This window comes from Methylophaga sp. OBS1 (genome assembly GCF_026319365.1).
This window is the reverse complement of sequence record NZ_JAPDMS010000001.1, coordinates 595715-610227: the sequence shown is the minus strand read 5'-3', so window position 1 is coordinate 610227 and position 14513 is coordinate 595715. Positions and strand designations below refer to the sequence as shown.

Genomic DNA, 14513 nt, shown 5'->3' with positions numbered 1-14513 from the left:
AGTAAAGCTGGCTGGTTGACTGATCAGGCGGCAGAATCCCGGGCATTTCGGTTACTGAGACTGCTGGCCAGTTGATTTAGCCGGTCGAGCAGTTCGAAAAACTCGGTTGAGTTCAGTTGCGTCTGACAGGCCACCTGTTCCTGTACTTTGGCAATCATTGGTTCCAGCTTCCTGGACTTGTCAGTCAGTAGCAGGCGGACGATGCGCTCGTCTTTATCTGTGCGTACTTTCTCCACCATGCCGGCATTCTGCAGGCGTTTGATAATCGGTGACAGGGTGCCTGAATCCAGGTTGAGTTTCTTCATGACCTCTTTGATGGCGATGCCGTCTTTCTCCCACAATACCAACAACACCAGATACTGCGGATAAGTCAAATCGTAGTCATCCAGCAAACTGCGATAGAGACGGGTGATATTATTGGTAGCGCTGTACAGCGCGAAGCATAATTGCTTGTCCAGTTTCAGGTTTTCGAATTGCGACATGCCTTAATCCTCATTGTTATGCATTGCGTGCAACACAAAACGTGTTTATCCATTTGCACACCATATTATGCATAATATAGGAAGATTTACAGCCGCTGTTAAGCGAGGCGGCAAAAATACAACGGCACACCGGCAGTAAAATGACTTTCCTGAAGTGCTCAGACACCCTGCACAGAGGGGCTCAGTCTTCAGCCCCGGATTAAATCAGACGAAGTTTAGGCAGGTTCTGACGCAGATGCTGTTTGATTTCTTCAACATCGGGCCGAAACACAATAGGAAAGATCTGCGCCTGTGATTCAGGTTCAATGAAAGGCGTAATCTCATAGCCTTCGAAGAACAGTTCGGCACGAGCCTGACAGATGCGTTTGATGCCCTGGCTGAATGCCGGATGATCCTCAGCGGACATGGCATTTTCACCGATGGTCCAGTTGAGTTGCTTCCAGCTCTGATAACAGGTTTTGCTGATCTGGGAAATGCGTTGATTTTCTGCTTTGATGTGAGCACCGGGCTGGCTATCCGGTGCTGATCCGGCAAATGTCTGGTTGAATGCCACTATCATCAAGACGACTGACGGTGCGATTAAGGGGGAGAACTTCATACTCACCTCGCTATTGTTGTCACTGACCTGTTGCCATTCAATAACAGCTTTTGTGAATAAGAAGTGAAGGTCAGAAACGCTTTATCATCATCTTAGCATGAAATGTTGCGCACAAGACAATAAGTTGTCGGACAGTCAATGCGTGCTCTGCCCTGGACGCTTAATGAGCGGGTTGTCCCAGGATTTTGATTTCGCGTTGCGGGAATGGGATTTCAATACCGTGTTGTTGCAGGATATCCCATATCATCAGCAGCAAATCACCGCCCACCCGGTTACGACCGTCATCGATGCCTTCCATCCAGAATTCAACCAGGATATCGATACCGGAATCAGCAAACCCCTGGATTTCTGCATCCGGTCTTTCCTCAATGGGAATATCCGGTCCACTGATGACCTGGGGATGACTGGCCACCACCTCACGAACCAGTTCAAACAGTTTGTGCAGGTCTGTTTTGTAGGCCACCTGGAAAGTGAGCGAGTAACGTTGTTTCTGATTTTTGTGCGTCCAGTTGGTAAAACTGGTGGTGATAAATTGTTCGTTGGGTACCATGATGTCTTTGCCATCAAAGGTTTCCAGCGTAGTAGAGCGCATTTTCAGCTCACGAATGGTGCCAGCTCGACCGTCTTCCATTTCGACATAATCGCCTACGGAAAGAGAGCGGTCCAGCAACAAAATGATCCCGGAAATAAAGTTGGAGGCGATCGATTGCAGACCAAAGCCTAAACCCACACCGACAGCACCACCGAAGACAGCAAGGGCTGTGAGGTTAATGCCCATGATTTGCAGCAACATCAGGAATACCACCACAAACAGGGTTACCTGGAACAGCTTGGCAAAGACTTCTCGCGTCCCCAGATCCAGGTCTTCCTGGTTGCGGATTATCTGCTGTCCGGCGTTATTGGAGAGTCTGCCCAGCCAGAACAGGACTGAACCGAAAATCAACACCCTGGCTACACCATAGGCGGATATCTTGAAGTTACCGATTTGCAGTGAAATTGTCTCAAGGTAGGCAACTACCTCATCCAGCCAGCCCAGGATATGCAGCACGGCAATCGGCAAAATCATCCACAATGCGAGTTTTCTGAACAGTTGTTTTTCAACGAAGCGGTTAATGATGGTGTAAAGCATAAAGATCACAGCGACGCTGAGGCTGATCCTGATCAGCCAGCTCTGCGCCAACAATGCCTGACCGATGTCTGCTGCCACCGACAAGGCCAGTATCATCATCAGGGGCAGGACAAGATCCCGCAAACGGTAAATCCCCTGTCTCAGGTTAAGCATGGCTCCATCAGTGGGCGCCTGACGAAGCAGGGGGGAGCGGGATTTGAGGAACTTCGCCAATGGGAAAGCTATGAGCAGCGCCAGCAGAATCAGGCCAATCTGTGAGTAGAACTTGGGACTGCTCAGCCAATGCAGACTCGTTGTCAGGAACTGATCCAGAAGTGCTTTATAGTTATCCATTGTTTGGCGTCATTGTCATTTTGATTGAGTCGGTTGAAGAATAATGTAGGTGACTCGGCGACTGATAGCAATAAAAGTGCGGCTGAACTTTATCGATTTCGACGAGTCAGCATGACATCCCCATCATGGACAGCTGAGGCCGAACTCATGAACACATCCTTTGATATTGATTACAAAGTGGCTCTGGTGACTGGCGCTAATCGCGGCATTGGCAAAGCTATCGTTGAGACTTTTCTTGCGCGAGGTGCCCGTAAAGTTTATCTGGGCGTTCGTGACTTGAACTCAGTCGCTGATCTCGAGCAAAAATACGCGGATAAAGTAACAGCCATTCATATCGACCTGAGCCAACCCGGCACCGTTATTTCTGCGGCGGCTAACGCACAGGATGTGGATATTGTGGTCAACAATGCCGGCATTTTGAAGAATGCCAGCCCACTACAGCCTGAGTCGATTGACGCGCTGGAAACCCAGATGGATATTAACGTTGCTGGACTTCTGCGGATGGCTCAAGCCTTTGCGCCAGTACTAAAAGCCAACGGCGGTGGTGCCTTTGTGCAGTTGAATTCAATTGCATCACTGCGTTCGTTTCCTGCTTTCGCCACCTATGCCGCCTCCAAGGCAGCAGCCTATTCCATTACCCAGGCATTACGCCACGAAATGGCAGAGCAGAAAACGGTGGTGTTGAGCGTCCATCCCGGTCCGATTGCCACCGATATGGCGGACAGTGCAGGGTTGAGTGATGTGGCTGAACCCCCGAGCCTGGTGGCGGATGGCATCATTGACGCGTTGAGAAAGGGCGAGTGTCATGTTTTCCCGGACAGTATGGCTAAACAGCTATGGCAGGCCTATGAGCGGTTTGCCAGAGAAGTGATTGAAATCGAACCGGGTACGGCCTAAAAAAAAGCCCCGAAAAACGGGGCTTTTTTTATGACTGACTGTAATCAGATTACAGTGCAGTGATGTTCTCAGCTTGAGGACCTTTAGCGCCCTGGCTTACGGTGAACTCAACACGTTGACCTTCTTTCAGGGTTCTGAAACCGTCGCCTTTGATTTGGCTGAAATGCGCAAAAACATCCGGGCCGCTTTCTTGTTCGATAAAGCCATAGCCTTTAGTTTCGTTGAACCACTTTACAGTACCGGTAGATGTAGACATAGATAATCCTATTTACTAATAAAAACATGCCCTAACAGGCGGTATAGCTGGAAGGTGTGCAGAAGTACTTATTAATAAACAGGACGAGCTACTTAAGGTAATGCATCGAAATGAAAAATAAATATTCAGATCAACTTTCAAGCTGAGTTCAATTTATCGGGTTTATCTGTTGCTGTCAAAAAATATTTTCAGACATGAAAAACCCCGCCATAGCGGGGTTTCCCAGTCGGTTAATCAGTTTTGATTAACGGTTATTGATATACATCGTAACCTCAAAACCAAAACGCATGTCATTGTAGTCTGGCTTGGTCCACATGGTTCTCACCTCCTGACACTTTTTGTTAACACGATTACAAGATAATACAGAGCAAGTGTTTTGAAATCAGCAAATTACGTCTGATCACTCAGTAATTTACTGATTAAGCCAAGCCTGGCGTTTGCCATCAAACGCCGATTCAGCATTCAACCTCCCTGGAAATACTGATCGACTGGCCGGAACTCCGGTCATCTCCGATGTTCTGAACATCACAGATAAGCAATCTTGTCGGGGGAGTGTCCACCGATTCTCGGGCAGCTGACCTGAGACAATACACAAGCTAACCCAGTGAGCAGTCATACGGCCACTCAGCGCCCCGGGCTTGAACGAATAAGCAATGCGTAATCAGGGAATAACAATGTTAGTGAACAGAGCAACAGAGCGCGACTGGCAGTTCGCCGATCAACAGGGCATCGACAAAAGTCTGTTTAGAGTCAATGACAAAGGCGGCAGAACGGCCATCATCAGAATGAAAAAAGGCGCGCACTTTCCTCAGCATGTCTACCAAGGAGAGGCTGAGATGATGATTCTCAACGGTCAGGTATTGATTGGTGGGGTGGAGTTGCACAAAGGTGATTATTTGTTTGCTCAATCCGGTGAGGAACATGACATTGTTGCTCTCACTGACAGCGAGATCTTTCTGTCAACGCAACAGGCAATGACGCTGATCACCTGAGTCCATGCCACGTTTTTTCCGACTTTGTTTCATCACCCTCCTGATGCTGTTGTTGACGGCCTGTGATCCGTTTTCTCAGCCTGACAGCATGATGGAGAGTTATATTGAGCGTCTGGCCAGAGTGCTGGAGCTGAATGCCCGGACCACGCCGCTGATGGAAGTGCAGACCTTTCCCCGAATGCGTGATCGGCGGATTGATATTGATGAGATCAAAATCAACATGCTGGATTTCCTGTCGCTGTATGGCTGTGAACTGCAGGTGGTTGTTGGGGAACGTAACTCCGCCATGGGCAGGGTGATGACGCCACTCAATGACTTGCGTTACCAACTGCGGTTTATCGACAAAGCCGGGCAGTGTCTGCCTGAGATTGAGCAGGATAAGTTGAAAACGGCGCTGATGCAGGCGATACAACAGAAAAAAGCCTCTCTCCCACAGTATTTCTGGAATGCGGTCTGGGCCGATGAACCCATGGCAGAACTCATGAGTCAGTCGAGCGGCTTTTATCAGCAGGGCGAGACCCATGTCAGTCCGGGCGCACTGAGCGCTGACCTGAATCATGCCCGGGAGGTACTGCATAGCCTCAAATCAGCTTCGCCCGATGCGGCGCTGGAAAAAATGGGCAGGATTCAGCAACGTTGGGTGTTTGATCACAGTGGCGGTCAGCTCATCAACAGCGTTCGATTACTGATTAGCCGTCTCAATGATGCTTCAGCGCTGCTGAAACAGAAAATCGATGGAAAGCCATTATGCTATCAGGGCAGACCTAATCCCCAGGCAGAGCGGGTGAAGGGGGTGTTTTTTAATGTCTACATTGCCCGGATACAACCCTATATTTCGACGGTGAGTCGTGATGGCGAGCAGATTTTTGGCGGCCTGGCTGCACTGGCCGGAGCTCAGGCGTCTGATATGCCTGACGCCTTCGAGCCTTATTACCAACAGGTGTTAAATATCAACAATAACGACAGCCTTTGGCAGCAGTTTGATTTGGCGATTAAACAGCACACAGCGCACTGGCAGGCATTATTACGTCAGTGTGGTATGCAACCGATGGCCGGTTAACTCAGCTGATGCAGTCCATGACCCTGTTTTTTCCGGCGCGTTTGGCTGCATAGAGTCTTTCATCAGCTTTGCTAAGCGCCGCCAGAATCGTGGTGTCATTACTGGCCAGTTCGTAGACACCGATACAGACGGTGATTTTGATGTCACCACTGTGTTTGTGGAAGAAAATTTCACTCACTTTACTGCGAATCCGTTCCGCTAGGTCCATCGCTTCAGCGCGTCGGGTTTCAGGCATCAACATGGCAAACTCTTCACCCCCAATGCGTCCGAAAATATCGTAGGTGCGTTTGTTGGCTGAGATACAGTGAGTAAAGAGTTTAAGCACTTCATCCCCGACTTCATGACCGAAGGCATCGTTGATTTCTTTAAAATCATCGATATCCATCATCAACAGACAAACGGGGTTTTTACCACGCTGGGCGCGCTGCAATTCTTTATTGCTTTCCGCGATAAAGGCACGACGGTTCCAGATACCGGTCAATTCATCCGTGTCAGCGAGATTTTTCAAATCCCGGCTTAATTTTTCCAGTTTATGATTTTTTTCCAGTAGATCCAGGTGACTTTCTACCATCAGTTGCATCTGTTCTATCAGGCCAAGTTGTTTGTCATCGTAATGGTGAGACTTGGAGTCAAGCACACAGAGCGTGCCGAATATGTCTCCATCAGGCCAGCGTAAAGGTAGACCAAAGTAGTTGATCATGTGCCTTTCCACATCAGGGTTATTCTGCCAGGCGGGATCATTGAGGGCATTTTCAACGAATAGTGGCGCATTTTTTCTCACCACTTCTTCACAGTAAAGGCCCGAGCCAAGAAGGACTTCTGTTTCTCCGATTTGATAAGGATTGCTGACAGCGCTGTTTTTAACACAAACCGTTATTTTGTCATGGTCGAGTCGCATGATAAGCGCGACCGGAACCGCGATGTATTCAGCCAGCAAATCAAGCATGGTTTGCCATTGCCTGAGCAAATCATTACTTACCTTGGGATGGGAGGTGCTATTAAACTGTGCCACAGCCATTCCTTTGCAGTTTTTTGCTAGCTTACATGATAAACCCCTGTCATCAATAGGGAATTTCCTGATTTAAAGGTGTTTTGTAGCCTGAATAACCCAATAAAATTACTGAAAGATTTGATCAAAAAGACACAAAGGCAATAACGCACATTTAATTTTACTTTAAGCCAAGCAAGCTAGAGTCTCGCCAGCTTTACTACAGAAATAACAGGCGATGACACAGCAAACTTATCCTGGTAACCGTTTTCTTGGCCCATATTCAGCATTAATTAAACTGCTGTTGGTTTATCTTACTATTCTCGGTTTATCAAGGTTATTGCTGACAGTCTGGCAATTTGAACGGTTGGATGGCACTGGCCAGTTCGCTGTAGTCATGATGAATGGGCTCAGGGTAGATCTTATTCTGTCAGGCATGTTGCTGGCACCGCTGCTATTAGTGATTCCGTTCTTAGCGCATCAATTTAGCTGGCAGTTCTGGCAACGCCTTGTTGGCCTGTGGGCGGTGTTGACGGTGACGCTTATTGTATTTCTGGAACTGGCCACGCCCACCTTTATTATCGAATATGGTCAGCGTCCAAACCGCTTGTTTATCGAGTATCTGAAATATCCACAGGAAGTCATGTCAATGTTGTGGGAGGGGTATCGCCTGACATTGATTGGCGGTTTACTCATTACCCTGACAGTAGCCTATGCCATGTTTCGGCTCAGCAAACTCTGGCTGAAGCAGAAACAGCCAGACTGGGCTTATTGGAAGACGATATTGGCCTGGCCATTGATGCTCCTACTCACGGTAATGATGATTCGATCCTCTCTCGATCACCGTCCGGCAAATCCTTCTACTTTTGCCATCACACCCGATCCGCTCGTCAATGACTTGATGCTGAACTCAGCATGGTCCGTGTATTTTGCCATTTACAATCTCAAGCATGAGGAACAATCCAACGAGGTCTATGGCGATCTTAGCCATGAACAGATTCTGACGGAAATCGATCAGGAGAAGCCCGAATTGATCGTGAATGCCGACGCTAAGCCACCCATCATCAATCCACAACATGCAAGCATTCAGCGTCAGAAACCACTCAATCTGGTCCTGATCCTGGAGGAGAGTCTCAGTGCCGACTACGTGAAAACGCTGGGTGGCAGCGGCGACACACCGGAACTGGACAAGCTCAGTGAAAAGGGTTGGTGGTTTGAAAACCTCTATGCCACAGGCACGCGGTCTGTACGCGGCATTGAAGCGGTAATCAGTGGTTTTCTGCCTACCCGGGCGCGCAGTGTGGTTAAGTTGTCTTTATCACAGCAGAACTTCTTTACCATTGCTTCATTACTTGAGAGTAGAGGTTATCTCACCGAATTTATCTATGGTGGGCAGGCGCATTTTGACAACATGGCAAGTTTCTTTGTAGGTAATGGTTTCCAGCACATTATCGATCGTGATCACTTTGAGAATCCGGTATTTGAGGGGAGTTGGGGAGCCTCGGATGAAGATGTATTTAACAAACTGCATGAAAGGTTGCAGCAGCATCATAGGAGTGACCAACCGTTTTTCAGCTTTGCTTTTACTTCCTCTAACCACTCTCCTTATGAGTTTCCCGATGGTCGGATAAAGATAGAGGGAAAAAAGCAAACACCGGAAAATGCAGTCCGTTATGCCGACTACGCACTGGGGCTGTTTTTCCAAAAAGCACGTCAGAGCGAATACTGGAAAGATACCGTGTTTCTGGTAGTGGCCGATCATCACAACCGTGTTGAGGGTGATAACCTGGTTCCAATAGAGAAATATCACATACCCGGATTAATTCTGGGTGCCGATATTGAACCCAACAGGCTTGCTACTATTGCCAGCCAGATTGATCTGCCGACCACAGTGCTGTCGATAATGGGAATCTCGGCTTCACACCCAATGATAGGCCGGGACCTGACGCTGCCAGAAGAACAAAGCAAACCCGGCCGTGCTTTTATGCAATACGATGACTACTTTGCCGAGGTGGTGGGGGATAAAGTCGTCATATTGAGGCCGGAAAACACGCCCTTGTACGGTCAGTATGATCATAAGACGCAGGCTTTGAATATGAACGGCTCTCCAGAATATGTCCCCTATGAGCCCACACTGGCTCATGCACTTTTACCCAGCTGGCTGTATCGCTGTCGTTGTTATCAGGTACCTGCCGCCAATATCAGTCTCACACAATCAGACACAGTGAAGTTGACAGACTACCCGGTCTCCCCACTGCGGGTGAGCCAGCCTGAAGTCCCCTGAAAACGTTTGATTCAGCGAATAGTGAAAGACAAAGGCGACTCGCCTTAATCAGACATCAGTTTCTGACATAACTGTGATCGGCTAATGGCAATAACGGACTCTAGATTCTCAACAAAACTAAATAGTAAACGTTATCATTTACATAATCATAGGCGTCTCGTAAAATACTGTCTCAAAGCATTTCTTTGGAGAACAGGTAGATGTCACCCCATTTCAAACAGATCTCGCTCAGCATTGCGCTGGCTCTGGGATCCCTCAGTTTCCCGGTATTAGCCGCTGACAGCAATGAAGAAAAAGCAGTTGAGCTGGATGCCTTAACCGTTACTGCCAGTGCTGATGCCTCAGCAGAAGGGCTGTCACCGGCATTCGAGGGTGGTCAGGTCGCTGAGGGTGGTCGTGCCGGTATTCTCGGCACCAGAGATCATCTTGAAACCCCATTCAGTATTACCAGCTATACCAATGAGTTTATTCAGGATCGCCAGGCTCAAAGTGTGGGGGATGTACTAAAAGCTGACCCGGGGGTCAGAGTAGCGAGAGGTTTTGGTAACTTTCAGGAAGCGTATTTTATTAGGGGGTTCATTCTTAACTCAGATGATATTGCTTACAACGGCCTCTACTCATTACTGCCTCGTCAATATATTGCTACTGAATTGTTTGAGCGTGTCGAGGTTTTTAGGGGCGCGTCATCCTTTTTAACAGGTGCCAATCCAAATGGTGGCGGCATCGGAGGCGCTATCAACTTGTTACCCAAGCGAGCACCAAATTATGACCTAAATCGAATTACGTTAGGAGCCTCTCATCACGATGACAGAAACATTGCCGCTGATGTAGCTCGTCGCTATGGTGCAAATGACGAGTTTGGCATCCGTGTTAATGCAGCGCATCATAACGGTGGCTCCTCCATTGAGGACGAAGAGGCAGAATTAAATTTGTTCAGTATCGGGTTGGATTACCGAGGAGAGCGTTTACGCCTATCTGCAGACTTTGGCTATCAAAATCATCAATTGGATGAAACAAGAACCAATGTCGCGCTGAGTTCCTTCCCGTTTCCTGAAATTAGCACTATTCCTTCTGAACCTGACGCAAGCAGTAACTGGGCTCAACCTTGGTCTTATTCTAACGAAGAAGACCATTTCGGCACCTTCAGAGCTGAATATGATTTTGCCGAAAATCTCACTGCTTGGGCTGCTTACGGTATGCGTCACGGTGAAGAAGAAAACTCCCTGGGTAACTTGAGTCTTGTAAGTGGTGTAACTGGTGAAGGTAGAGTCAGTCGGTTTGATAATAAGCGTATCGACAGAGTTCAAACAGGCGAGCTCGGATTGAAAGGCAATTTTCGTACTGGCTCAGTAGGACATGAATGGGTAACTGCCTATTCCTATTTTGTATCAGAAACGAAAAACGCTTTTGGTTTTGTAGGTGGGTTAACAAGTAATTTGTACAACCCAACCTACTATGAACAACCAGCATTGGCCGATGTTTATGATCCTCGGCTTGGTAATCGCGTGAGATTAAACAGCTTTGCCTTGGGCGATACCCTGTCATTTATGCAAGATAAGTTTTTGCTAACGCTTGGTGCAAGATATCAAACGCTTAAAAGTGAAGACTATGACTATCAAAATCAGACTGGTCGTACAGCGCAATATGATGAGAATGAGGTTACGCCGACTATCGGAGCAGTGGTAAAACTGACCGATCAAATGTCTGTGTACGCGAACTACATCGAAAGTCTTGCAAGAGGCCAGACAGCACCTGCTAGTTCAGGAGGAAATCCGGTTGTCAATGCGGGCGAGTCCCTATCTCCATATGTGGCTGAGCAAAAGGAGTTAGGTTGGAAGTATGAGAGTGAATTGCTCGGTCTCGGTTTGGCTTATTTCACAACAACAAAACCACGTGCGTATGTTGAGAATAATGTTTTCACAGAAGCCGGTGAAGATGAGCATCAGGGTGTGGAACTGACCTTATATGGCAAAGCAACCGACAACATCAAACTCCTCGGTGGTGTGACCTGGCTTGATGCAGAACAAAAAGACACCGGTGATGAGTCTATTGATGGTAATGAGGTTATTGGGGTCGCTGAATGGCAGGCAACAATGGGCGCTGAGTGGGAACTACCACAATTTGATGGTCTGGCACTGGATACTCGAGTGACTTATACCGGTTCACGTTACGCAAACGATGCGAATACGCTCAAAGTTGATGATTGGACAACGGTGGATGTTGGCGCCCGCTACATCGTCGCTATGGGCAACCAAGATCTGACACTGAGAGCACGTGTACACAATCTATTTGACCGTGACTACTGGGCTTCAGTTGGTGGTTACCCGGGTAATGGCTATCTGGTGCTGGGAGCACCACGTACAGTCAGTCTGACCGCAACCGTTGATTTCTATTGATTGATTAGGTCCCGGGCACTCATGCCCGGGACCTGACCCCGCCTTTAATTGTTTTCAAGGCGAACAGCAAGACGCCTTAAAAGCAGCTCCGCCAGTTGAATCCGGCCATCTTGCCAGCTTCAAGTTGGAGACTGAGCAACATGGCGATATTGATATTACTGGGCCCAGCCATGTCGTAAGCGCGATAGCCTGATTGTTCGACTGATATAACAGCAGTCCAAAGCTAATAAGAAAAAAGGCACCCGAAGATGCCTTGTTGTCTAGTCGTAGCTGTAGTGTTTGCGAAGGGGCTTGGTGACTTGCCAAAAGCTTTTGAGACCGGCAGGAAACTCGACGTAGTCACCGGCAACGACGGTCACTGGTGGCTCACCATCCGGAGTCACAATAATTTCACCCTCAAGCAAATAGGCTTTCTCAGTTTCGTCAAAATCCAGTCTGAACTCTGTCACCGGGCAATCCCAGATTTCCCAGCTGGCCACTCCCAGTTCTTCGAGACGCGCTTCGGACGGGTTTTTGTCAATAATAATTTTAGGCATTGATGATCCCTGTATAAAGAAACTCCCTGCATAGCAGGGCTGACTAAATCCGCAGAGAATGCGGCCGGCGAATAGTAGCAGAACTTGTTTGTTTAAGGTGAATTTAAAAGCCGGGTCGAAATGACTTTAAAGTCGCCCCGTCCAGGCGTAATATCGAACCATACACAGGAGTGGGAGGTTGAAATGGATGCAAGAGTTATCTCCATGCTGGCCAACCAACCGGATACTTTAAACGGTCGGCTGGAAATTCTTCACCAGGCTGTATTGCAAAAAATACCCGCGATCACCCGTTTGAGCTGTGCGCTCTATGACAGCAAAACGGATGAGCTGAAAACATTCCTGACCAGTTGCATCACTGGGTCGCGTGATGAGCCGCAAAAACTGCTTCTGTCTGACTGCCCTCATCTGGCTGAGCTGGCAGAAAAAATCCAATATTGTGTCGTCAATGAGGCTGACAGCTTTGATAAGCTGGACTCGAACCATGCTGACTGGCTCAGGGAGAAAGGTTATCGATCTACCTTTATTGTGCCAATGCTGCATGGACAACGCTTTATCGGGTTTATTTTCTTTGATGCGATAGAGCCGGAAGTTTTCAGTGAAAGCGCTCAGCGTGAGCTGGTGCTTCATGTACAAGTCATCAATATGACGATCGCCGCAGAAATGTCGATGGTGCAGTCATTATTGGCGACGACTCAGGTAGCTCGCGATTTTACTGATATGAGGGATTTCGAAACCGGTCTGCATCTCGACCGAATGGCCCATTACGCTCATATAATCGCTCAACAGCTTGCCCCGAAATATCAGCTTAGTGATGAATGGATTGAACATATTTTCATGTTTGCTGCCTTGCATGATATCGGCAAGATCGGTGTGCCTGACAGTATTCTGTGTAAGCCCGGCCGGCACAATGAGGAAGAGCGTGCAATCATGAAAACCCATGTCAACAAAGGCGTGGTACTACTGCGGCGGCTACTGGCCGACTATGATCTGGTAGACATGCGCGATACCGAAGTAATGCAGAACATTGTGGCATATCATCATGAATATCTGGATGGATCAGGGTATCCAAACGGTCTCCACGGTGAGCAGATTCCGCTGGAAGCCAGAATCGCTACCGTGGCTGATATTTTTGATGCGTTGACCAGTCGACGTCCCTATAAAAAGGCCTGGTCTGTTGATGAGGCACTGATAGAGCTTCAATCAATGACTGCGGCTGGAAAGCTTGACCCGGAATGTGTACAGGCCGTCATTGACGAACGCGATCAATTTGAGCATATCGTCAACCTGCTGGCAGATGAGCAGGAAAAACGTTCACCTGATGATGATATGAATCTGGGGCGGTGATAATATTAGAAAGTCAGTGTGGCGGCTTTTTCTCCATCAATACTGACCAGACAGGAAAGGTCTATTTTCTTTTTCCACTGACAGTCTGAGCTGACTGTACGACCTTGATAAATACCCGAAAAGCTTGTCGCCTCATAATCGTAAGGCAGGTCACCCTTTATGACTGTTTCACCATTAACAAGCACTTGGTGTTCAAAGGTGAGTTCATTGAAACGGCCGCTGATTTCAAGTTGCGCTTCTGAGTTAGCCGGACGATAAAACTGTTTAGGCGATGCCGTAGTACAACCGACCAAGAGCAATATCAGGCCGGCAAGAAAAAATTTATTCATAATCTATCCCAATCAGGTTTTAATGAGCGCGGCAGCCGCCGTTGACTGACAATCTCTTCATACTACCTAAACTGGTATCAAAGCCACAAGCAGTGTCAGCATTTGGTTACCTCGTGAACAGCATCTGCTAGGATTTCGATGTGAAAAATTTTAAACGACTGCTTATTCGCTATTTGTTGTTGATCGTGCTGGCCGCGGTGACTCTCAGCCTGTTGATGGTGCTGCCGTTTCGCTGGCTTAATCCGCCTTATACGATGGTGATGGCGGACCGCTGGTTGAGCAGTGAGGGCAATTTCTATCTTCATCAGCAGTGGCTCGATTGGGATGCAATCCCCAAACGGGCCGCCCTGGCTGTGGTGGCATCAGAAGATCAGCGATTTCCCCAGCATCAGGGGTTTGACTTCGACGCGATTCTGACGGCGTTAAAAGCGGCATCAAAAGGAAAAGCACTGCGCGGTGCCAGTACGATTAGCCAGCAGGTGGCTAAAAATATGTATCTGTGGACCGGGCGCAGCTGGTTGAGAAAAGGGCTGGAAGTGTGGTTTACGTTGTTGATAGAGATGAGTTGGGGTAAGCAGCGCATTCTGGAGGTTTATCTCAATATTGCTGAGTGGGGACCTGGGGTTTTCGGTCTGGAAGCCGCGAGTCGCTATCATTTCTCCAAATCAGCTGCCCAACTGACACCGATGCAGTCTGCGTTGCTGGCGTCGACGCTACCCAGTCCGCTCAACTACGACCCTGCTCGGCCACAGCCTCACCTGTTAGAACGTGCTCACTGGAATCTGGAGCAACAGGAAAGACTGGGTGGCGCAGCCTGGCTGGCACCTTTACAGTAAACATTTTGTGTTTCACAGCCAAGATTTGATCTGGATCAGTCTCATTGCTGATC

General features: G+C 48.2%; 15 protein-coding genes. 7 read left to right on the top strand and 8 right to left on the bottom strand.

Going from position 1 to position 14513, the window contains the following annotated elements; all coding sequences use genetic code 11:
- Positions 1–23 precede the first annotated feature (23 nt).
- From OMQ46_RS02905 to OMQ46_RS02895, 3 genes are all read right to left on the bottom strand, one after another.
- Positions 24–482, bottom strand: coding sequence for a MarR family winged helix-turn-helix transcriptional regulator (locus OMQ46_RS02905; RefSeq protein WP_266235694.1), 459 nt, complete (start codon positions 480–482; stop codon positions 24–26).
- A 199-nt stretch (positions 483–681) separates the two neighbouring features.
- Complete coding sequence (locus OMQ46_RS02900) at positions 682–1080, bottom strand: hypothetical protein (RefSeq protein ID WP_266235692.1); 399 nt, start codon at positions 1078–1080, stop codon at positions 682–684.
- A gap of 160 nt (positions 1081–1240) precedes the next feature.
- Entirely contained in the window at positions 1241–2542 is a 1302-nt protein-coding gene (locus OMQ46_RS02895) for a mechanosensitive ion channel family protein (RefSeq protein ID WP_266235691.1), read from the bottom strand.
- A 147-nt stretch (positions 2543–2689) separates the two neighbouring features.
- On the opposite strand from OMQ46_RS02895, the gene OMQ46_RS02890 reads away from it, so the two are divergent.
- Entirely contained in the window at positions 2690–3439 is a 750-nt protein-coding gene (locus tag OMQ46_RS02890) for an SDR family oxidoreductase (RefSeq protein ID WP_266235690.1), read from the top strand.
- Between the two features lie 49 nt (positions 3440–3488).
- Here the strand turns inward: OMQ46_RS02890 and OMQ46_RS02885 are convergent, their stop codons facing one another.
- Both OMQ46_RS02885 and pqqA read right to left on the bottom strand, forming a co-directional pair.
- Entirely contained in the window at positions 3489–3695 is a 207-nt protein-coding gene (locus OMQ46_RS02885) for a cold-shock protein (protein WP_266235688.1), read from the bottom strand.
- A gap of 244 nt (positions 3696–3939) precedes the next feature.
- Positions 3940–4011 carry a pyrroloquinoline quinone precursor peptide PqqA gene (pqqA, locus tag OMQ46_RS02880; protein WP_266235936.1) on the bottom strand — a complete coding sequence of 24 codons (72 nt, stop codon included), beginning with the start codon at positions 4009–4011 and terminating at the stop codon, positions 3940–3942.
- A gap of 358 nt (positions 4012–4369) precedes the next feature.
- Here pqqA and OMQ46_RS02875 point away from each other — a divergent pair, with 358 nt between their 5' ends.
- Positions 4370–4687 (top strand): cupin domain-containing protein, encoded by a 318-nt coding sequence (locus OMQ46_RS02875; RefSeq protein ID WP_266235686.1) that lies wholly within the window; start codon positions 4370–4372, stop codon positions 4685–4687.
- A 43-nt stretch (positions 4688–4730) separates the two neighbouring features.
- Positions 4731–5747: a DUF3080 domain-containing protein gene (locus tag OMQ46_RS02870; RefSeq protein ID WP_266235684.1), complete on the top strand. Its 1017-nt coding sequence runs from the start codon at positions 4731–4733 to the stop codon at positions 5745–5747.
- Position 5748: 1 nt separating this feature from the next.
- Here the strand turns inward: OMQ46_RS02870 and OMQ46_RS02865 are convergent, their stop codons facing one another.
- Positions 5749–6759, bottom strand: a complete 1011-nt coding sequence (locus OMQ46_RS02865) for a sensor domain-containing diguanylate cyclase (protein ID WP_266235682.1) — start codon at positions 6757–6759, stop codon at positions 5749–5751.
- A 214-nt stretch (positions 6760–6973) separates the two neighbouring features.
- Between OMQ46_RS02865 and OMQ46_RS02860 the strand changes: the two genes are divergently transcribed.
- Complete coding sequence (locus OMQ46_RS02860) at positions 6974–9019, top strand: LTA synthase family protein (RefSeq protein ID WP_266235681.1); 2046 nt, start codon at positions 6974–6976, stop codon at positions 9017–9019.
- A gap of 200 nt (positions 9020–9219) precedes the next feature.
- Positions 9220–11415 carry a TonB-dependent receptor gene (locus OMQ46_RS02855; protein ID WP_266235680.1) on the top strand — a complete coding sequence of 732 codons (2196 nt, stop codon included), beginning with the start codon at positions 9220–9222 and terminating at the stop codon, positions 11413–11415.
- A 260-nt stretch (positions 11416–11675) separates the two neighbouring features.
- Here the strand turns inward: OMQ46_RS02855 and OMQ46_RS02850 are convergent, their stop codons facing one another.
- Entirely contained in the window at positions 11676–11951 is a 276-nt protein-coding gene (locus tag OMQ46_RS02850; protein WP_266235678.1) for a cupin domain-containing protein, read from the bottom strand.
- Positions 11952–12134: 183 nt separating this feature from the next.
- Here OMQ46_RS02850 and OMQ46_RS02845 point away from each other — a divergent pair, with 183 nt between their 5' ends.
- Complete coding sequence (locus tag OMQ46_RS02845) at positions 12135–13295, top strand: HD-GYP domain-containing protein (protein WP_266235676.1); 1161 nt, start codon at positions 12135–12137, stop codon at positions 13293–13295.
- A 5-nt stretch (positions 13296–13300) separates the two neighbouring features.
- On the opposite strand, the gene OMQ46_RS02840 is transcribed toward OMQ46_RS02845, so the two are convergent.
- Positions 13301–13624, bottom strand: coding sequence for a hypothetical protein (locus tag OMQ46_RS02840; RefSeq protein ID WP_266235675.1), 324 nt, complete (start codon positions 13622–13624; stop codon positions 13301–13303).
- A gap of 140 nt (positions 13625–13764) precedes the next feature.
- Between OMQ46_RS02840 and mtgA the strand changes: the two genes are divergently transcribed.
- Positions 13765–14460, top strand: coding sequence for a monofunctional biosynthetic peptidoglycan transglycosylase (gene mtgA, locus OMQ46_RS02835; RefSeq protein ID WP_266235673.1), 696 nt, complete (start codon positions 13765–13767; stop codon positions 14458–14460).
- Positions 14461–14513: the final 53 nt, after the last annotated feature.